General features: G+C 36.7%; 20 protein-coding genes and 1 other annotated feature. All 20 genes read left to right on the forward strand.

Annotation, left to right across the window (positions count from 1 at the left end):
- Positions 1-69 precede the first annotated feature (69 nt).
- The 20 genes from mraY to pyrR all read left to right on the forward strand — a co-directional run bounded on the left by mraY (position 70) and on the right by pyrR (position 21675).
- Positions 70-1056: a phospho-N-acetylmuramoyl-pentapeptide-transferase gene (mraY, locus tag CUC15_RS08740; RefSeq protein WP_114916290.1), complete on the forward strand. Its 987-nt coding sequence runs from the start codon at positions 70-72 to the stop codon at positions 1054-1056.
- Positions 1053-2402 carry a UDP-N-acetylmuramoyl-L-alanine--D-glutamate ligase gene (gene murD / locus CUC15_RS08745; RefSeq protein WP_114916291.1) on the forward strand — a complete coding sequence of 450 codons (1350 nt, stop codon included), beginning with the start codon at positions 1053-1055 and terminating at the stop codon, positions 2400-2402. Before mraY ends, murD begins: the two co-directional genes overlap by 4 nt.
- Before the next feature lie 89 nt (positions 2403-2491).
- The gene (spoVE, locus tag CUC15_RS08750; RefSeq protein WP_114916292.1) at positions 2492-3604 is read left to right on the forward strand and encodes a stage V sporulation protein E; all 1113 of its coding nucleotides are present in this window, start codon (positions 2492-2494) and stop codon (positions 3602-3604) included.
- Positions 3605-4234: 630 nt separating this feature from the next.
- Positions 4235-5041 (forward strand): cell division protein FtsQ/DivIB, encoded by an 807-nt coding sequence (locus CUC15_RS08755; protein WP_114916293.1) that lies wholly within the window; start codon positions 4235-4237, stop codon positions 5039-5041.
- A gap of 531 nt (positions 5042-5572) precedes the next feature.
- Positions 5573-6853: a cell division protein FtsA gene (gene ftsA, locus CUC15_RS08760; protein ID WP_114916294.1), complete on the forward strand. Its 1281-nt coding sequence runs from the start codon at positions 5573-5575 to the stop codon at positions 6851-6853.
- 102 nt (positions 6854-6955) lie between these two features.
- Positions 6956-8122, forward strand: a complete 1167-nt coding sequence (ftsZ, locus tag CUC15_RS08765; protein WP_114916295.1) for a cell division protein FtsZ — start codon at positions 6956-6958, stop codon at positions 8120-8122.
- Between the two features lie 303 nt (positions 8123-8425).
- Entirely contained in the window at positions 8426-9346 is a 921-nt protein-coding gene (gene spoIIGA, locus CUC15_RS08770; RefSeq protein ID WP_114916296.1) for a sigma-E processing peptidase SpoIIGA, read from the forward strand.
- Positions 9347-9766: 420 nt separating this feature from the next.
- Positions 9767-10486 (forward strand): RNA polymerase sporulation sigma factor SigE, encoded by a 720-nt coding sequence (sigE, locus tag CUC15_RS08775; protein WP_114916297.1) that lies wholly within the window; start codon positions 9767-9769, stop codon positions 10484-10486.
- Positions 10487-10608: 122 nt separating this feature from the next.
- Positions 10609-11391, forward strand: coding sequence for an RNA polymerase sporulation sigma factor SigG (sigG, locus tag CUC15_RS08780; RefSeq protein WP_114916298.1), 783 nt, complete (start codon positions 10609-10611; stop codon positions 11389-11391).
- A 384-nt stretch (positions 11392-11775) separates the two neighbouring features.
- Positions 11776-12057, forward strand: a complete 282-nt coding sequence (locus tag CUC15_RS08785) for a YlmC/YmxH family sporulation protein (protein ID WP_114916299.1) — start codon at positions 11776-11778, stop codon at positions 12055-12057.
- A 50-nt stretch (positions 12058-12107) separates the two neighbouring features.
- Positions 12108-12917, forward strand: a complete 810-nt coding sequence (pgeF, locus tag CUC15_RS08790; protein WP_114916300.1) for a peptidoglycan editing factor PgeF — start codon at positions 12108-12110, stop codon at positions 12915-12917.
- Positions 12918-12941: 24 nt separating this feature from the next.
- Positions 12942-13613 (forward strand): YggS family pyridoxal phosphate-dependent enzyme, encoded by a 672-nt coding sequence (locus tag CUC15_RS08795; RefSeq protein WP_114916301.1) that lies wholly within the window; start codon positions 12942-12944, stop codon positions 13611-13613.
- A 28-nt stretch (positions 13614-13641) separates the two neighbouring features.
- The gene (locus CUC15_RS08800) at positions 13642-14079 is read left to right on the forward strand and encodes a cell division protein SepF (RefSeq protein ID WP_114916302.1); all 438 of its coding nucleotides are present in this window, start codon (positions 13642-13644) and stop codon (positions 14077-14079) included.
- Positions 14080-14085: 6 nt separating this feature from the next.
- Positions 14086-14352: a YggT family protein gene (locus CUC15_RS08805; protein ID WP_114916303.1), complete on the forward strand. Its 267-nt coding sequence runs from the start codon at positions 14086-14088 to the stop codon at positions 14350-14352.
- A 12-nt stretch (positions 14353-14364) separates the two neighbouring features.
- The gene (locus CUC15_RS08810) at positions 14365-15141 is read left to right on the forward strand and encodes a YlmH family RNA-binding protein (RefSeq protein WP_114916304.1); all 777 of its coding nucleotides are present in this window, start codon (positions 14365-14367) and stop codon (positions 15139-15141) included.
- Between the two features lie 175 nt (positions 15142-15316).
- A complete protein-coding gene (locus CUC15_RS08815) occupies positions 15317-15817 on the forward strand; it encodes a DivIVA domain-containing protein (protein ID WP_114916305.1) in 501 nt (166 codons plus the stop codon).
- A 67-nt stretch (positions 15818-15884) separates the two neighbouring features.
- Positions 15885-16146 (forward strand) — a binding site (T-box leader).
- 68 nt (positions 16147-16214) lie between these two features.
- Complete coding sequence (gene ileS, locus CUC15_RS08820) at positions 16215-18971, forward strand: isoleucine--tRNA ligase (protein WP_114916306.1); 2757 nt, start codon at positions 16215-16217, stop codon at positions 18969-18971.
- Between the two features lie 613 nt (positions 18972-19584).
- Complete coding sequence (gene lspA / locus CUC15_RS08825; RefSeq protein WP_114916307.1) at positions 19585-20055, forward strand: signal peptidase II; 471 nt, start codon at positions 19585-19587, stop codon at positions 20053-20055.
- A complete protein-coding gene (locus CUC15_RS08830; protein ID WP_114916308.1) occupies positions 20052-20963 on the forward strand; it encodes an RluA family pseudouridine synthase in 912 nt (303 codons plus the stop codon). Before lspA ends, CUC15_RS08830 begins: the two co-directional genes overlap by 4 nt.
- Positions 20964-21135: 172 nt before the next feature.
- Complete coding sequence (pyrR, locus tag CUC15_RS08835; protein ID WP_114916309.1) at positions 21136-21675, forward strand: bifunctional pyr operon transcriptional regulator/uracil phosphoribosyltransferase PyrR; 540 nt, start codon at positions 21136-21138, stop codon at positions 21673-21675.
- Positions 21676-21805 lie beyond the last annotated feature (130 nt).

Raw genomic sequence — 21805 nt, forward strand, 5'->3', positions numbered from 1 at the left:
TGTGCCATTCTTACCGGACTTTTTGAACAACCTTTATAACGGACGGTAAAGGTAAGAGGAGGAATAGCAATGAATATAACTGTGTTACTAATTACAATAGCAATTGGATTTCTAATCACCGTCCTTTTGTCTCCGATTTTTATTCCATTTTTAAGAAGATTAAAGTTTGGACAAAGTATCCGAGAAGAAGGACCTCAGTCACATTTGAAGAAAACAGGGACACCAACAATGGGTGGACTCATGATCATCTTGAGTATTGTCGTTACATCGCTAATTATGATCTATCGAGTATCAGGGGATGCCATTGGATATGAGTTCTGGTTATTGATTTTTGTACTTGTTGGCTATGGACTATTGGGATTTTTAGATGATTTTATTAAAGTAGCATTAAAAAGAAATTTAGGATTAACATCTTTGCAGAAATTTATTGGTCAAATCATTATTGCACTCGTATTTTTCTTTATTTTACGAAGTCAGGATTTCCCGACGTATATTCAAATACCTGGAACAGACATTCAATGGGAACTTGGTTGGGCATACGCCTTATTAATTATTGTGATGCTGGTGGGTGCTTCTAATGCAGTGAATTTAACGGATGGATTAGATGGACTGCTATCAGGAACTGCGGTCATTGCTTTTGGAGCGTATGGAATTATTGCCTGGTATCTTGGAGAACAGGCAGAGATTGGTATCTTTACCTTAGCTGTGGTTGGCGCTCTATTAGGGTTTTTAGTGTTTAATGCACATCCTGCTAAGGTATTTATGGGGGATACTGGATCACTGGCACTAGGCGGGTCAATTGCAGCTGTAGCGATTTTAACAAAAACAGAAATACTTCTAGTTGTTATCGGCGGTGTATTTGTAATTGAAACACTGTCCGTTATTATACAAGTTATTTCTTTCAAGACTACAGGGAAACGAGTATTTAAAATGAGCCCACTGCATCATCATTATGAATTAGTAGGATGGTCTGAGTGGAGAGTCGTAACAACGTTTTGGGTTATCGGAATTATTTTTGCCGCGCTAGGCATATTTATTGAGGTGGGCATAAATTGAAAAAATTAAATGACTTTCCGTTCGCACATGTACTTGTGTTAGGTCTAGCAAAAAGTGGAACAGCAGCTGCTAAAGTATTATTAGCAAACGGGAAAAAAGTACGTGTGAATGATCGAAATGCAACGAAAGAGGATGAGGTTGTTATACAGCTTCAGGAATTAGGTGCTGAAGTAATCGTGGGTGGACATCCGATTGAAGTACTTGATGAAATTGAAATTATTGTAAAAAATCCAGGCATTCCATATGATAACCCAGTAATTGTTGAGGCAGAGAGACGCAATATTCCAGTCATCACCGAAATAGAAATTGCGTACAGCCTAGTAGAAGGTCCGATCATTGGTATTACAGGGTCAAATGGAAAAACAACGACAACAACCCTGATAACGGAAATGTTGGAAAAGAGCCAACAACCTGTTAAGGTAGCAGGTAATATTGGAATTGTTGCAATTGATGCAGCACAGTCTTTAGAAAAAGAAGAGTCACTCGTTTTAGAATTATCTTCTTTTCAATTACAGGGAATTGATAAATTCAGACCAAAAATTGCTGTCTTATTAAATATTTTTGAAGCTCATTTGGATTATCACAAAACCTTAGACAATTATGTACAGGCTAAATGTAATATCTTTAAGCAACAAACTAGTGATGATTATTTAGTTTATAATGCGGATGATAATATAATTACTGATGCAGTGAGGCATGCGAAGGCAGCACTGATACCGTTCTCTACAAAGAAAAAATTGGAAAATGGTGCTTGGATTGATGAGGAATATATTTATTTTAAAGATGATAAAGTAATCAGTCGTGATGAAGTCGTGTTAGTTGGTGAGCATAATATCGAAAATATTTTAGCGGCGATTGCAGCTGCTAAATTAGACGGAGCAACAAATGAAGGGATACGTAAGGTATTATCAATCTTTTCTGGTGTGAAGCATCGTTTACAATATATTGATACGATCAATGGTCGATTATTTTATAATGATTCAAAAGCAACAAATATGTTAGCAACACAAAAGGCACTATCAGCGTTTATGCAGCCAACGATATTATTAGCTGGTGGACTAGATCGCGGTAATGAATTCACGGATTTATTACCGTACTTAAGTAATGTAAAAGCGATGGTATTATTTGGTCAAACTAAAGAAAAGCTAGAAGATCTTGGTCATCAAGCAGGTATAAAAACGATTGAATTCGCTGGAAACGTAGAGGAAGCAGTGAAGAAGGCATATGCGATTTCCAATGTGGATGATGTCATTCTTTTATCCCCCTCTTGTGCTAGCTGGGATCAATATCGGACATTTGAAGAAAGAGGAGACATGTTTATACAAGCTGTGCATAAACTAGTGTAGGGGCTTGTATTATTCAGTCACAATTAAATATTAGTCATCAAAGTTATGATACTGCCCCTATTCCAAATTCTAGGAAAAGGGGTATTTTTTTGTTTAAAAAACTATTAAAGGATAAAAATAAACCAGATTTTCTCTTGCTGACGATTATTTTAATTTTGCTTGCAAGCGGAATGGTAATGGTGTTCAGCTCCTCCTATATTTGGGCTGAATATAAGTTCGATGATGCGTTTTATTATTTAAAACGGCAAATACTCTTTGCTGGAGTAGGTGTAGTTGCAATGTTCTCTTTCATGTTTATCCCTTATAGTACATGGAAAAGGTATAGTAGGGCTATTTTGTTAGTCTGTTTTGTTTTGCTCCTATTAGTACTTATACCTGGTGTGGGTCTAGTGCGCGGGGGAGCACAGAGCTGGATAGGTGTTGGTGCATTTAGTATTCAGCCCTCTGAATTTATGAAACTAGGCTTAATCATTTTTCTGTCTGGTTTACTGGCAACAAGCCAAAAATATATTACGTCGCTAAGAAAGGGATTTATTCCGTGTTTATTACTTGTATTTACAGCTTTTGGATTAATCATGCTGCAGCCAGACCTTGGTACTGGATTAGTATTAGTACTTACATGTATGGTGATGATCTTTGTTGCAGGTGCGAAACTATCTCATTTTTTTGGACTAGCAGCATTAGGAATGATAGGTTTTGCTTTATTAATTGCGTCAGCTCCATACAGAATCAGCAGAATTACTGCATTTTTAGATCCATGGGAAGATCCTCTAGGAGACGGATTTCAAATTATCCAATCGTTATATGCTATTGGACCAGGAGGATTAATGGGACTTGGTTTAGGGAATAGTCTTCAGAAGTACTTTTATCTTCCTGAGCCTCAAACTGATTTTATCTTTGCAATTCTTGCAGAGGAGCTAGGTTATATTGGGGCTTTTTTTACAATTGGATTGTTTCTGCTGCTCTTATGGCGAGGGATAAAGATTTCCTTGGAGGCACCGGATTTATTTGGAAGATTTCTTGCTTTAGGAATAGTCGTTATGCTGACTGTTCAGGCGATGATTAATATTAGTGTAGTAATTGGATTAATCCCAGTAACAGGAATTACTTTACCATTCTTAAGCTACGGTGGATCCTCGCTCACATTAACATTATGCTCCGTGGGTATCTTGTTAAATGTCAGCATTCATTCAAAGATTTAGCAGTTGTTTTTGCGAGGGTTGGAAACAATAAATAGAGAATAAACAATTTGTATTAGGCAGTAATAAAAGACTGCTGCTACTTAATGTAAATAATGAAAATGTAATAAGTTGTTGTAAACTGCGATCTAACATTCATATTCTGCTTAATGTCCCACCGCTCCGGAAATACACTTATACGCACCTTAGGGCGGCTGGTGCGCCTCCGCGTGCTGCCGCACTTCGTAGTCTCACCTAGGCCATACCTCCCGCAGGGGTCTTTGTGTATTTCCTCCACTGGTGACTATGCGTTTTACTATTTTTTATCTACCTCTTTCATAGGATGGAGTGGTATTTCGCGCTCTTTTACGGCTGCAATCAACGTTGCTCTTATGTAGCACTTTATATAAATTGCGACAAACGATGCGAAATAAGCTGGTTTTATGAAACAAAGTAAGGTTGATTATTTAACAGACGACAGATAAGATTTGTAATTTAGTAGTGTTTACGTTTTAAATCGATAAAAATTGCTAAACAAATCAATGTTAACTACGTGTTTCATGATATTTTATGATATAATTCTAGTAACTAGATAGGAGCGGCACCAAATGATGTCGTTTATTCTTTTAATATTGAAAAAAGGAAGAAATGGGGATGAGCAAAAAGAACATTGTCTCAATTGAGGATCGAATTCCTAAATTGAAACAAGCTCGCAAGAAAAAAGCAAATCGACGTTTAATTTTTTATCTTTCTATTTTTTTCTTCTTAATCTCAATTATTGTCTATTTACAATCACCTTTAAGTCACATTAAAACTATCCAAGTTCATGGCAATACTCATGTTTCCAATGAAACGATTATCGAACAAAGTGGTTTGACAATGGATACAAATATTTGGATGCTTAATCAAAAGAACACTGAAGATGCACTAAGTAAAAATCCAATTATTGAATCTGTTAAAGTCTCTAAGCAACTGCCTTGGACAGTGAATATTCAAGTGAATGAATACAAAATAGTCGGGTATATGAAAGAAGAAACCAACTATTTTCCTATTCTAGGAAATGGTGTAACTCTAAAGCAGCTAGGACAATCTTCTTTCAACGGTAAATCTCCATTAATTATAGGATTTACAGAAGAGAAATACTTACATAGAATGGCTGAGGAGCTTAATAAACTACCACAAAATATTTCAGCACTTATTTCTGAGGTTCACTGGCAACCTTCAGATGATAATAAGAATAAAATTTTACTTTACATGAATGATGGTTACCTGGTCGATGCAACGATTCGTGATTTTGCCGATAAAATGGAAGTATACCCTTCGATAGTTGCCCAATTAGAACCAAAAAGCAAAGGAATCATTCATCTTGGAGTAGGCGTTTATTTCGAATCCTATGAAAAAAAGTCAGCAAGTGATGAGGAAGAAATAGATGGGGTAGAAGAGGAAAATACGACAGAATAAATTAGTTTAATAAAGTCATATAAACTTAACTAAAATCGAATAACTATACGATGACGGTAAGACGTTTCGTTTAGATTATAAAATTAACAAAACAAAAGCGCAAACTCCCAAGAAACGGTGTGCGAGTGCGCCCCATTAGATTTGGGCTGTTTTGGTGTTCCGAAAAATCGTGTTGATAGGACAAGTAAAAAGCAATCTATCACAACGCAGGAGTTTTTTTAAGTTAATACCTGCACTTTATTATCTTAAAATAAAGGAAAATGCTGCGCTTATGTGGAATTAACTATGTATCATTTTCTTTTTCACTGAAATTCCTTTAAAATAGTAGATTACTCTCGGTTATGTAATCCTTCAAAGACTATTAAAATTTTTGAAGTGATTAGTATTCCGTTAAAGTATTCTAGGAAATTTCATTGAATAATTGAAAAGGATAAATTTTCCACTGAACAGTGTTGTGCTTTTTTGTATAATAGTAGTTTGAGATATAGTTGCAGATAAAGCAATTGTTTTTGAAATTGGAGGTGCCTTTCATTGAAAAATAGTGAAATACTAGTAAGCCTTGATATAGGAACAGCAAAAATTAAAGTAATAATTGGAGAAGTATTAAATGATTCACTAAATATTATTGGTGTTGGTACGGCAAAATCAAATGGTATGAAAAAAGGTGCGATTGTTGATATAGATCAAACCGTACAATCGATAAGAAGTGCAGTAGAACAAGCAGAGCGTATGGTTGGCATGCATATTGAAAGTGTCATTGTTGGAATTAATGGCAATCATATTCAATTACAGCCTTGTCACGGCGTTGTTGCTGTTCAGAGTGAGAATCGCGAAATTGGTGATGAGGATATTAAGCGAGTGATTGATGGTGCACAAGTAATCTCAATTCCACCAGAACGTGAAATAATTGACGTAATACCTAAACAATTTATTGTTGATGGGTTAGACGAAATTACGGACCCTAGAGGGATGATTGGGGTTCGTTTAGAAATGGAAGGTACGATTATTACATGTTCGAAAACTGTCTTGCACAATATTTTAAAATGTGTTGAGCGTGCAAATTTACAAGTATCTGATATTTGCTTACAACCATTAGCAGCTGGAACCATTGCACTATCAAAAGATGAAAAGAATATGGGGGTTGCCCTTATTGATATCGGTGGTGGCTGTTCAACTGTTTCCATCTTTGAAAATGATCACCTCGCTTCTACTAGTGTTATAAGTTTAGGTGGGGACAATATTACGAAGGATTTATCTATCGGACTCAGGACGTCCACAGAGGAAGCTGAGGATGTAAAATTAAATTATGGACATGCATTTTATGATGATGCACAAGAAGATGAAACCTTTGAAATTTCCATTATTGGGAGCAATACAAAGCAGACTTATAATCAGCTGCAGATTTCTGATATGATCGAAGCAAGATTAGAAGAAATATATGCATTTGCTGAACGAGAAATTAGAAGAATGGGTTACCAAGAATTACCTGGTGGTTATGTATTAACAGGCGGTACGATGATGATGTCAGGAGTTTTAGAATTAGCTCAAGACTTATTCCGCTCGAATGTCCGCATCGCAATACCTGATTACATAGGTGTTCGGGAACCACAATTCACGGCTGGAGTTGGGATTTTGCAATTCGCACACCGAAATGCAAAAATACAAGGAAAAGAATTATATCCTTCTGTAACTGTTAGTTCAAGCGAACCGAAACCAAAACGAAATCAGAAACAAGAAAAGACAAATGAACCAAAAGAAAAGAAGAAAAAAGAATCTGGAATGGCTAATCTGTTTAAATATTTCTTTGATTAATATTTGAAGATAGTAATGACTTAGTTTAATAGTTTTATTAAAATAAGTGATGTGCATTAGCTTCTGGTACTCTTGTCATTTTGCATATTAGGAGGAACAAATATGTTGGAGTTTGATACAAATCTTGATGAATTAGCGACGATAAAAGTTATAGGCGTCGGTGGCGGCGGAAATAACGCGGTTAACCGAATGATTGAACATGGGGTAGAAGGCGTGGAGTTCATTGCTGTAAATACAGATTCACAGGCATTGAACTTATCCAAGGCCGAATTAAAGATTCAAATTGGTGGAAAGTTAACACGAGGATTAGGTGCAGGTGCAAATCCAGAAGTTGGTAAAAAGGCTGCAGAAGAAAGTAAGGAACAAATTGAAGAAGTATTAAAAGGTGCAGATATGGTCTTTGTAACTGCTGGTATGGGTGGCGGAACTGGAACAGGTGCAGCACCGGTAATTGCTCAAGTTGCAAAAGATTTGGGTGCATTAACAGTTGGTGTAGTAACACGACCTTTCTCATTCGAAGGAAGAAGACGTTCGACCCAGGCAATTTCTGGAATCGAAACATTAAAAGGTAGTGTAGATACACTAATTGTTATTCCCAACGATCGTTTATTAGAAATCGTTGATAAAAATACACCTATGTTAGAAGCATTCCGTGAAGCAGATAACGTTTTAAGACAAGGTGTACAAGGTATCTCAGATTTAATTGCAAAACCTGGTCTAATTAATGTTGACTTTGCTGATGTGAAGACAATCATGTTTGATAAAGGTTCTGCATTAATGGGTATTGGAATTGCAACAGGAGAATCACGGGCAATGGAAGCTGCTAAAAAAGCAATTTCATCTCCTCTACTTGAAACGTCAATTGATGGTGCACACGGTATTTTAATGAACATTACCGGTGGAACGAATCTTAGCCTGTATGAAGTTCAAGAGGCTGCTGATTTAGTTACTTCTGCAGCAGATAAAGAAGTAAATGTTATTTTTGGATCGGTTATCAATGAAGATTTAAATGATGAAATTGTTGTAACTGTTATAGCAACTGGTTTTGATGAATCAATTCAGAAACCAGAAGCAAAAATAAAGCAACAACGTCCTGTCATTAATCACAATCAACATGCAGCAACACAAGCAAATGAAGAGGCGGCACCGCAACAGCGTGAACGAGAAAGAGAGCGTGAGCAAGCCCCAGCACAACCACAGCGTCAGCGACAAGAAGAAGAAGAATTGGATATTCCAACGTTCTTAAGAAACCGGAATCGCAATCGCTAAATGATAGATAAAAAATAGCAAGTAGGCAGCTAGGTGTAGCTGCTTACTTGCTATTTTTATGTTAAACATTCCGATAGTAATTCCACTATTTCCTATAAGTCGTTATACTGCCACTTCCGTTTTTTATTCATGACAAATCTTTCAATAACTAGTTAAAATTAGCCTCTTTTCGCTTACAAGAAGTGACAGACTTTGCTTATGAATATCGATATACTTCTCTTTAACTCCTCCTATAAATATAGTAAATGAAATTTTGAAAAATAATATAAGCAATCACCAACTCTCGAAGAAAGGAAGAGTTTGTTGACCATTTATCTTGATGCCGTCTGGGCCTTGAATTTTATTTTAGATATGATGCTGCTGTTATTGACACAGGCTCTATCTCGAGATAATGCGAGAAAGCGTAGAATCCTATTAGGTGCATTTATTGCTTCGTTGCTCGTACCAATTACTATATATTTTCCAGATTCATTTATTTCTAGTGTTTTTGGAAAATTATTCTATTCTGCTCTAATTATATTTAGTACGTTTGGTTATCGATCCATTTATCGTTTTTCTAGACTCCTCTTATTGTTTTATTTTACTACCTTTGCTATTGGAGGTGGGTTAATCGGTTTACACTTTCTCTTACAAAATCGGATTGGGGTATCGGGTAATAGTCTGCTTACGTTTTCGAGTGGATACGGGGACCCTGTCAGCTGGATATTTGTAGTGACTGGCTTTCCAATTGTGTGGTTATTTACCAAGTCCCGTATGGACAAGCATGTCATGGAAAAAATTCGCTATGATCAACTATATGAGGTATTGATTCAGATTAATAATCAAAGCTTTGCAACGACCGGCTATATTGATAGTGGCAATCAATTAGTTGATCCGTTGTCAAAAAAGCCAGTAATCATTTGCGATGAATTTTTCCTGAAACAGTGGTTTACAGATGTAGAATGGGAATTATTAAAGATTGCACAGGAAACATTAGATTTCGAAATTCTTCCAAAAAATTGGGAAAATAAGATACAAATTGTTCCTTACCAAGGTGTAGGAGGCAAGAGTATGTTTTTAATAACAATCCGGCCCGAACAGTTAATTGTCTACTATAATGAACAAAAAATCGTGTCATCAAAGGTTTTAATTGGCATCCAGTTTGCTGAATTAGTAAAGGATGGAAGTTACCATTGTTTACTGCAGCCGCAAATAATTAAATTAGCATCTGTGCATTCAGCATAGGGGATGAAAATAGCTTAGAAAATCGCTCATTATATTGTTTGTTGCCATTTATATAAAATGCGAACTAAGTAGGAGCAAAGTTGATTTCCGCTCTGGATAGTCGGGCATCCGGAGGGCAACGCGGTTTGCTCCTTCGGAAGAAGACTACTTCCGATGGATCTTCAGCAGTTGCGTTTCCCGCAGGAGTCTTGCCCTGTCCTCCGCTACAATCAACGGCGTATAGAGAGGTAATACCGTCGCAACATATGCTCCCTTAAGGTGCGCGTAGTGTATTTCTGGAGCGACTGGTCGAGAGCTCTTAGCACATAAAACTGGTGCGCACTTTATATCAACTGCTGCTTATAATCCAATACTTTAAAAATATATTTATCTTATATTAAACAGCCAAACAAATATGATTATCAAAAGGGGAGATGTGACATGAAGGTGTGGTTTATTCGTTTACGTTTAAAATGGTATAAGCTGTTAATTAAACTAGGGATCAACTCGGATGAAATTTACTATATTGGTGGCAGCGAAGCACTCCCACCACCTTTATCGAAGCAGGAGGAAGCAGAACTATTAATAAAACTGCCGAAAGGAGATAAAGCAGCTCGGGCAATTTTAATTGAACGTAACCTACGTTTGGTTGTGTACATCGCTCGTAAATTTGAAAATACCGGGATAAATATAGAAGATTTAATAAGTATTGGTACAATCGGCCTGATTAAAGCAGTCAACACATTCAATCCCGAGAAGAATATTAAGCTGGCTACCTATGCGTCTCGCTGTATTGAAAATGAAATTTTAATGTATTTACGGAGAAATAATAAACTAAAATCAGAAATATCTTTCGACGAGCCGCTAAATATCGATTGGGATGGAAATGAATTATTATTATCAGATGTGCTGGGAACCGATGATGATATTATTACCAAGAACCTAGAATCAAATGTGGATAAAAGCCTATTAAAAAGCGCCTTATCTCAATTAAATGATCGAGAAAAACAAATTATGGAGCTGCGGTTTGGACTAATTGGCGATGAAGAAAAAACGCAGAAGGATGTTGCAGATATGTTGGGAATTTCACAATCTTACATATCGAGGTTAGAAAAAAAGATTATCCGCAGACTGCAAAAAGAATTTAATAAAATGGTATAACCGTATTGTATCAACTTTTGATAAGATCTGGCATTTTTTTCAAGTAAATGACGTTGCATAAAAACTTTTCCAGTTGGTGATAATGACCATGAACAGCATCACCATCTGGGAGGGTTAACAGAATGACTAGACATAAAGTTGTAATATGTGGTGTTGATACATCGAAACTGCCCGTACTTAAGAACGACGAAATGAAAAAGCTGTTTATTCGGATGCAACAAGAAGGAGATATAACCGCTAGAGAAGAGCTTGTTAACGGAAACCTTAGATTAGTATTAAGTGTCATACAGCGTTTTAATAATCGCGGAGAATTCGTTGATGACTTATTTCAAGTAGGATGTATTGGCTTAATGAAATCCATTGATAATTTTGATTTAGGGCATAATGTCCGCTTTTCCACTTATGCCGTACCAATGATTATTGGTGAAATTAGAAGGTATTTACGAGATAATAATCCGATAAGAGTGTCGAGATCACTAAGAGATATTGCATATAAGGCATTGCAAGTAAGGGAAAAATTGATCAATAAAACATCGAGAGAACCAACACCAGCGGAAATTGCAGAAGAAATGGATGTTCCACATTCAGAAATTGTGTTCGCATTAGATGCTATTCAAGATCCGGTATCATTATTTGAACCAATTTATAATGATGGAGGGGATCCAATCTTTGTTGTCGATCAAATAAGTGATGATAAGGATAAAGACTCAACTTGGGTTGATAAAATTTCCTTAAAAGAGGGAATGTATAATTTAAATGAACGGGAGAAAATGATCTTAAACAAGCGATTTTTTCAAGGGAAAACGCAAATGGAAGTGGCAGACGAAATAGGAATCTCCCAAGCTCAAGTCTCCCGCCTGGAAAAAGCAGCGATAAGCCAAATGAACAAGCAAATGTTTGAGTAAATGAAAAGCTGAAACGACTGTTCATGTTCAGAGACGGACGCATAAGCAGGGGACCGAAAACGCGTGGTGTTCCGCGTTGAAGTGTCAACTGCTTATGACGGTAGTCTCTAGAAGTTGAAGCTAGATGAATAAGTATAGCGGACTATTCAGTATGTCTAAAACTATAGCTGATTTTACAAATTAAAAAGTTGATGTAAATATTCTTGAGCGACTAGCCTGAGAGCCTTAAGCCCTATACTAGTCTGCAATTTACATATAATCCGTACAAAATAAGCTAAAAATGGAAGAAATCGTTTGTTGCAAATACGATTTCTTCTATTTTTTTATTTCCAGATGAAAAAAACCAAAACACTCGCATATAGTTAAATAAAGGCGGTGATTAGATTGGTAAAATTATCAGAGCTACAATTAAAAGAAGTGATAATTGTTGATGATGGGCGAAGGTTAGGACATATTTCCGATCTAGAAATCAATACGAATACAGGTAAAATAACAGCAATCATTCTTATAGCAAAAGATAAGAGAAACAGTTTATTTGGAAAAGTAGATGAGCTTGTTATCCGCTGGGAACAGATTATTCGAATTGGCTCAGATGTTGTTCTAGTCAAAGATGTGCATGAGCAACCCCTATCTTCCGAGGTGCATTTTCCAAAAAAAGATAAATAACATGCAAAATATGATAAAATGATACAAACATACTTTCAGGAGGTTTATACATGTCAGAACCATTTAAGCAGTCGAATGAATCCTATTTACATATCGAAAATTGGCAGAAACGTAATCCCAACCTGAGAGCAGGCTTTACGACTAGGAATGGCGGGGTAAGTCGTCCACCATTTGGGACGTTCAATTGCGGTCTTCACGTGAATGATAGGACAGAAACAGTCATTGAAAATCGAACGTTATTAGCAAAAGAATTAAACATGCCGCTTGAAAATTGGGTAACAGGGGAACAAGTACATGGAACGAATATTAAAATTATTGTTGACAGAGATAAAGGGCGTGGTGCTAAGTCCTATGATAACGCAATTAAAGGGATAGATGGACTGATTACTAATAAGAAAGGGATACTTTGTACAGCATTTTTTGCTGACTGTGTCCCTCTATATTTCTATGATCCAGTTACAGAATATATTGGAATTGCCCATGCAGGTTGGAAAGGCACAGTAAATGGAATCCAAGAACAAATGGTACAAGCATTAAAAGAAGTTGGTGTAGATACTGCAGATTTACTAGTAGCTATTGGACCATCAATATCACAGGAAAAATATGAAGTAGATGATCGTGTCATAGAGGCAATTTCTAAGGAGTATAGACAAAAAACTGTTACTCCACAAGACAATCAACGTTATTTATTAGATTTAAAACAATTAAATGCAGAAATCCTTTTACAATCTGGTGTTTTACGTCATAATATAGAGGTAACAAATTATTGCACACATCAAGATGAAGCGTTGTTTTTTTCACATCGCCGTGATAACGGAAAAACAGGAAGAATGCTAGGATTCCTAGGATTTCAAGAGTGATGATGCTGGGAAGGGGAATAGAACGTGGACGTAGCAGCAAATTTAGAGATGATCAATCATAATATTAATGAAGCTTGTGCTCGAAGTAATCGAAAATCAGAAGAACTTACTATAATTGGGGTAACGAAATATGTTACAATAGAGCGAACGATTGAGGCAATTGAAGCAGGTATTGAAAATATTGGTGAAAATCGTAATGAAGGATTTTTAGAAAAATACAATCAAATCGGTACAAGGGCAAAATGGCATTTTATTGGGAGCCTGCAATCAAGAAAGGTAAAGGATATTATAGATAAAGTAGATGTCCTCCATTCACTTGATCGCCTATCCCTTGCAAAAGAAATAAATAAACGAGCGGGCAAACGAGTAGACTGTTTCATTCAAGTAAATGTGAGTGGGGAACAGTCGAAACATGGACTTGCTCCTGAAGAGGTCCTCCTATTTATAGAAAATCTTGCAGCATATGAAAAAGTTCATATTATCGGTTTAATGACAATGGCACCGCATATTGATGATGAGGAAAAGATTCGATCCGTATTTAGGCAACTTTCAGTGCTAAGAGATTCGATTCAATCTCTTAATTATGACCATGCACCATGTTCTTTTTTATCAATGGGAATGAGTAATGACTATGAGATAGCAATCGAAGAAGGAGCAACCCATATTCGGATTGGTTCGAATTTAGTTGGGAACTAAAAAAATCAAATATTAGTGAGGTGTACAAATGAGCATTAAAAATAAACTTAAAAATTACTTTTCGATGGATGATGAGTATGAATATGAATATGTTGAGGAATCAGAATTACCAGAGACGAGTAAAATAACAGCACCTAAACCGAAAAATCAAAATGTCGTTAGTCTATCAAGTATTCAACAACCATCGTCTAAAGTTGTACTATGTGAGCCGAGAAACTATAATGAAGCACAGGAGATAGCGGATAATATAGTAAATCGTCGAGCGGTCGTTATTAACCTTCAACGGGTTGACCATGATCAAGCGAAACGAATTGTTGACTTTCTAAGTGGGACAGTTTATGCAGTTAATGGTGATATCCAAAAACTTGGAGCAGAAACATTCCTCTGTACACCAGATAACGTCGATGTATCTGGAACAATCTCAGAAAATTATGCCGCTGAAGATGATTATAATAAAGGATGGTAGCACGCAATGTACGAACTGTTTAAGATACTAAATTTAGCATTAACAATCTATAATTTTGCAATAATTATCTACATTTTCATGTCATGGTTTCCAGGTGCGCGTGAATCGTCATTTGGGTTGATGCTTGGAAAAATTGTAGACCCATATCTTGATGTGTTCCGAAGATTTATCCCACCACTAGGCATGATTGATTTCTCGCCAATTGTAGCAATTTTTGTTTTGTACTTAGCAAGAATTGGGTTACAAGAATTCTTTGTAATGTTCCTTCTTTAATAAGGTGATAACATGGATATCTATCAACATTTCAGAAAAGAGGAACAGGGATTTATCGACCAAGTTCTTTCATGGAAGGAACAAGTAGAACATTCCTTTGTACCAAAGTTAACTGATTTTCTCGATCCTCGTGAACAACAGATAATTGAGATGTTAATTGGAACAAGCATTGATGAATTGAAGCTCTATCAATTTGGCGGTGCGGTTCAAAGTGAACGCAAACGTGTCATAATTGCACCTTACTATGAAGTAATTACAGATGGAAATTTCCAGCTAACCTTATTAGAGGCAACATATCAGGATAAATTCGTCACATTGGAGCATCGCGATGTGATGGGCGCTTTTTTATCTCTCGGAATCATTCGAAAAAAACTTGGTGATATTTATGTAAAGGATGGGGTCATCCAAATCATTATGACGAATGACATCGCTTCTTATGTAATTACAAATCTCACATCGATAAAGAATGCGACGATCAAGTTTGAGGAGAAACCAAGTCATTCATTGCTAACCAATGCTGCTGACTGGGTTGAATCGGATAAGACTGTCTCCTCCTTGCGTTTAGACGCAGTAGTAAAAGAAATTTACCGGATATCAAGAAAAGATGCGACAGACCTGATTACAAAGCAATTCGTGAAGGTAAATCATAGGGTAGTCGAGGATGGCAAGTTTACAGTTGAACCTGGCGACCTTATCTCAGTTCGCGGAAAGGGTAGAAGTAAGCTAGTAACGATAAACGGTCAATCGAAAAAGGACAAATGGCGAATTACGACAGCAATGATGAAATAAAATATATCTCCATTGCAGGATTTCGCTGATTCTTGTCGAATGATATTAAAGGTACATGTTTAATTAGAGGATAAACAGGATCTACTTGAAACAACGATGTGTAATTTTTACCGAACTTTTTGAACACCTATAAAAGCGACAAATATTAAGTTAATTTTCCAAGGAGGTGGCCACTGTGCCATTAACACCATTAGATATTCATAACAAAGCATTTACGAAAAGTTTACGTGGATATGACCAGGACGAGGTAAACGAATTCCTCGATCAGGTAATTAAAGATTATGAAATGGCAATTCGAGAAAAAAAGGAATTAAAAGAAAAAGTAACACAGCTTGAAGAGAGGCTGGGGCATTTTACGAATATCGAAGAAACATTGAATAAATCTATCCTTGTTGCCCAAGAAACAGCTGAAGAAGTAAAAGGCAACGCAATGAAGGAATCAAAATTAATCATTAAAGAAGCTGAGAAGAATGCGGATCGAATAATTAATGAAGCACTAAGTAAATCACGCAGAATATCAATGGATGTCGAAGAATTGAAGAAGCAAGCAAAAGTATTCCGTACGAGATTAAAGATGTTGGTTGAAGCACAATTAGAAATGATTGGAACGGATGATTGGGATCAATTATTTGATACTGAGCTAGGCGAAGACCTGGATTTAATCGAAAATAAATAGTAAGTCTTGACGAAAACAGGAATATTACATATAATTCGTATTACAGAATTGTAACATAATATATATAATATATACGATGACAGAGACAGTATAATGGTAATTGCTGATAAGCGAATCAGGGGTTGGTGAAAGCCTGATACAGTAATACTTTTAGAAAATCACTCTTGAGTATCCATTAAGAAATTAAGTATTAATGGACGGTATTCCCCGTTATGGAAGTCGAGTGAATTTAAAAGCATGTATTTCCAGTAAAAAGAGATGCAAGTAAGGCATTTGCCTTCGCTTTCTAAATTTATAAGGGTGGTACCGCGAGTCTTCTCGTCCCTTTTTGGGATTAGAGGGCTTTTTCTATTTTTAAGCAGAATGCGATTAGAATACCAATCTAGGAGGAGTTAAAATGGATTACAAAGACACATTATTAATGCCAAAAACTGCATTTCCAATGCGAGGAAATTTACCAAATAAAGAACCAATTCGTCAACAAGCATGGAGAGACGAGAATATTTACGAAAAAGGCTTAGAACGTACAAAAGGAAGACCAACGTTTATTTTGCATGATGGCCCACCATATGCGAATGGAGATTTACACATTGGGCATGCACTTAATAAAATTCTAAAGGATTTTATTACACGTTATCGTTCTATGTCAGGATATCACGCACCATATGTTCCAGGATGGGATACACATGGTTTACCAATTGAAACAGCACTTACAAAGAATAAAAAAGTAAAAAGAAAAGAAATGAGTATAGCTGAATTTAGAAAGCTCTGTGCAGAATATGCACTTGGCCAAGTAAACAATCAGCGTGATCAGTTTAAGCAATTAGGTGTTCGTGCGGATTGGGATAATCCTTATATTACGTTAACGAAGGATTATGAAGCAGCACAGATCCAGGTTTTCGGTGAAATGGCGAAAAAAGGCTATATTTATAAAGGATTAAAACCAGTTTATTGGTCACCTTCATCTGAGTCTGCTCTTGCAGAAGCAGAAATTGAATACCAAGATAAACGCTCAGCATCGATTTATGTAACATTTGAAGTAACCGATGGGAAGAACGTACTTGATGGTGGTGAGAAGGTTGTTATTTGGACAACAACACCATGGACCCTTCCTGCTAACTTGGGAATAAGCATACATCCAGATCTAGAATATGTAGTTGCTCAAGTAAATAATGAGAAATATGTAGTTGCACAAGCATTATTAGACACCGTTGCTGAAGAATTAGGATGGGAAAATCCAGAAGTCGTTAAATCATTTAAAGGAAGAGAAGCAGATCGTGTTGTAACGAAGCATCCTTTCTATGATCGTGACTCTTTAGTAATGTTAGGGGAGCATGTAACAACTGACGCGGGTACAGGTTGTGTTCATACTGCTCCAGGACATGGGGAAGATGACTTCTACGTAAGTAAGAAATACGGGATCGAAGCATTTTGCCCTGTCGATGATAAGGGTGTCATGACTGAAGAAGCACCAGGGTTTGAAGGACTATTTTATGAAGATGCAAATAAAGTTGTCACAGAGAAGCTAGAAGAACAAGGTGCATTGTTGAAATTAACGTTTATTACACACTCCTATCCACATGACTGGCGTACGAAGAAGCCAACCATCTTCCGTGCGACAGCACAATGGTTTGCGTCTATTAAAGACTTCCGTCATGATATTTTAGATGAAATCAAGAAAATTAATTGGTATCCAAACTGGGGAGAAACAAGGCTATATAACATGGTGCGTGATCGCGAGGACTGGTGTATCTCTCGTCAACGTGCATGGGGAGTTCCGATTCCGGTATTTTATGGTGAAGACGGTACGCCAATTATTACGGATGAAACGATTGAACATGTTGTGAATCTGTTTGGAGAATTTGGTTCAAATGTTTGGTTTGAACGTGAAGCAAAAGACTTGTTACCAGAAGGATTTACTTCAGAGCATAGTCCAAATGGTACTTTTACAAAAGAAACAGATATCATGGACGTTTGGTTTGATTCCGGATCATCTCACCAAGCAGTATTACTTGGACGTGAAGATCATACACGACCTGCCGATGTTTATTTAGAAGGTAGTGACCAATATCGTGGCTGGTTTAACTCTTCTATCTCAACAGCTGTTGCAGTAACAGGGAAAGCACCTTATAAAAATGTCATTAGCCATGGTTTTGTATTGGACGGTAACGGTAGAAAAATGAGTAAATCTCTAGGTAACGTTATTCTTCCATCGAAGGTTCAGAAACAGCTTGGAGCAGATATCTTACGTCTTTGGGTATCATCTGTAGATTATCAAGCGGATGTTCGTATTTCTGACGATATTCTAAAACAAGTATCTGAGTCGTATCGTAAAATCCGCAACACATTCCGTTTCATGCTTGCGAACTTGGCTGATTTCGATCCAGTAAAAGATCGTGTACCAGAACAGGAATTAGAAGAAGTGGATCGTTACATGCTCCACCGCTTACAGCAAGTAGTGAGTGACGTGCGTGAGAACTATGAGAAATATGAATTCTCACCAATTTTCCATCAAATTCATAATTTCTGTGCAGTTGATTTAAGTTCATTCTATTTAGATTTCGCAAAGGATATCTTATATATTGAGGCTGCTGATAATAAACGTCGCCGCAGCATCCAAACTGGATATTATGAAATTTTAACTACTTTAGTAAAATTATTAACGCCAATTATTCCACATACAACAGATGAAGTATGGGAGTATATCCCCGGCGTTGAAGAGGAAAGTGTACAGTTAACAGATATTCCTGAAGCGAGAGAAGTTGCCGATTACGAGAAAATCGAAGCGAAATGGGAACATTTTATGGCTGTTCGTGATGATGTTATGAAAGCATTAGAAGAAGCAAGAAATGAGAAGGTAATTGGTAAATCATTAGAAGCTAAATTAACACTAGTACCGAAAGATGAACAAACAAAAGAAGTATTACTCTCAATGGAGCATTTGCACCAGTATTTAATTGTATCAGAAGCAAATGTAGTTGATGCCGCTGAAAATGCGAAAGAATATAAATGTGTAGATGTTGTTGTAGAGAAACATCCTGGTGAAAAGTGTGAACGCTGCTGGGTTTCTACTGATACAGTTGGCCATGATCACGATCATCCTGAATTATGTGATCGCTGTGCGACTGTAGTGAAAGAGCACTACACAGCTTAAATAATGAAATACTCCTCTTAACAGGGGAGTGTTTTTATCTTTAGGCATACTTTGACTTGTTTTTAGTTATTTAGATAAACTGCGGACTAACTTATGAAGATGGATGCTCACGGACCGACCGCTCCGAAAATACACTTCGCTTTCCGCGGGGGGCTGGTGAGCCTTCTTGTGCTGTCGCACTTCGAAGTCTCACCTAGGCCCTTCCTCCCGTAGGAGTCTTCGTGTATTTTCTACGCTGGGATTGTGTGAATTATAATAGTTAATCTATTTCCTTATAAGAGAGGATGGAGTCTGCCTCTCTCGTGACCGTTGATTGTAGCGGAGGACAGGAAACTCCTGCGGGAATAGCAACGGCTGAAGATCCATTGGAAGTGATTTTCTTCCGATGGAGCAGACCGCGTTGCCCTCCGGATGCGCGACTGTTCGCAGCGGAAATCAACGTTGCGCCTAGTTCGAAGGTTTATATCACACAATAGTTAACTGGCTACCTTTTTTTGGGTAACAGTTTATAGACAAAATGATGCGATGGAATAAAAGACTGTAGTAATTGTTGAAATTATTTGTTGTAAAGTATAAGATAAATAGGAATTAGGAAAGAATCGGGGGATAGCAGATGCTTCTATACTACATTATCGCACTCATTATCATTGCATTTGATCAGCTAACCAAATGGAACATTGTAAAAACGATGGAGCTCGGGGAATCTATTACAGTAATTCAAGATTTCTTTTATATTACTTCACATCGGAATTCAGGTGCGGCTTGGGGTATTCTGGAAGGTAAGATGCTGTTTTTCTATATTGTAACAGTGATTGTCGTAATCGGTGTTGTCTATTATATGCAAAAACATGCTAAAAACGATAAACTTCTTGCAGTAGCTTTAAGCTTTATTTTGGGTGGTGCGATTGGCAACTTCATTGATCGTCTTTTCCGTCAAGAAGTTGTAGACTTCTTTAATTTTTATATTTTTAATTATAACTTCCCGATATTTAATATCGCAGATTCGGCACTAACAGTTGGGGTTATTTTAGTAATTATTGCAACAATACTCGATGAAAGAAAGAAAGGAAAAACAACGAAATGACTTCTTTTCAACATATAGTAACAGAAGAGCAAGCAAAGGTAAGAATTGATAAACTCTTATCTGAATTAAATCCTGAAGAGTCACGATCACAAGTGCAAACCTGGATTGTGAAGGAACATGTTAAAGTGAATGACGAAATTGTAAAGGCGAACTATAAGGTTCAGGTTGGTGACGAGGTAGAATGGTCGATTCCAGAAGTAGTTCCACTTGAATTAACTGCGGAAAATATCCCATTAACAATTGTCTATGAAGATAGTGATTTATTAGTTGTAAATAAACCTAAAGGAATGGTTGTTCACCCATCTGCGGGACATCAAGGTGGTACACTAGTAAATGCATTGCTCTATCATTGTAAAGATTTATCAGGAATTAATGGTGTCGAAAGACCAGGAATTGTTCACCGAATTGATAAGGATACAAGTGGATTATTAGTCGTTGCTAAAAATGACTTTACACACGTAAATTTATCAGAGCAATTGGCTGCCAAAAAAGTAAACCGTGTATATGAGGCAATCGTTCACGGAGAAATACCTCACTCAACTGGAATAATTGATGCACCAATTGGTAGAGATCCTAAAGATCGACAAAAGATGGGAATTGTTGATGATGGAAAACCAGCAGTCACACACTTTAAAGTAATTGAAAGTTTTCCGGATTATACACATATAGAGTGTAGACTGGAAACCGGAAGAACTCATCAAATTCGTGTACACATGAAATATATTGGTTATCCATTAGTTGGCGATCCAAAATATGGTCCTAGAAAAACAATGGATATAGATGGTCAAGCATTACATGCGAAAGTATTAGGCTTTACCCATCCGCGTACAAAGAAATGGATGGAATTTCAAGCTGATGCACCTGCGTATTTTGCAGAAGTACTTGATTATATTGAAAAATTATATTGACAGAAGCGAGTTAGTCTGTAATAATGAATATAATTATAAATGACCTTTAAGAATAGTCCTGTGAGGCTAAAAAGGAACGTGACATATATGTGGAGATACATATATCAGAAACCCCTTTTCCTCATGGAAAAAGGGGTTTTCTTGTTCTTAGGCAGAAAGGAATTGACTCTTAATGAAGAAAAAAACAGAAATATTAGATGCAGCAGCGATGAACCGTGCACTAACAAGGATGGCTCATGAAATTCTTGAGAAGAATAAGGGTGGAGAAGAGCTTGTATTAATTGGTATTAAAACAAGAGGTGTGCCACTTACAAATCGATTACAAGAAAAAATCAAACAAATTGAGTCGATTGACGTTCCTGTAGGTGAACTTGATATTACTTTATATCGTGATGATTTAACAAAAGCGAGTAAAAGTGAAGAACCGGAATTGAAGTCCACCTCAATTAATAATGATATTACCGGCAAGAAAGTGATTTTAATTGATGATGTGCTTTACACTGGTAGAACTGTTAGAGCAGCAATGGACGCTGTAATGGACATTGGGAGACCTTCACAAATTCAACTGGGTGTTCTAGTTGATCGAGGACATCGCGAATTACCAATCCGTGCAGACTATGTTGGGAAAAATATTCCAACTTCAGATAAGGAGATAATTGTCGTCCAATTAAATGAAATAGACGACGTTGATTCAGTTTCTATATATGAATAGATTATTCAACTTTTAAATAAATCCAGAGAGATTTATAAGGTTGTTTTGAAGGAAATCTGTATATATGAGTACAGGTGTACCTCTTTGCATCCTTAGGCAAAGAGGTTTTTTTTATGCAGAGAATTTCACT

It is taken from the genome of Oceanobacillus zhaokaii, from assembly GCF_003352005.1.
In the GTDB taxonomy this organism is placed as follows: Bacteria; Bacillota; Bacilli; order Bacillales; family Amphibacillaceae; genus Oceanobacillus; species Oceanobacillus zhaokaii.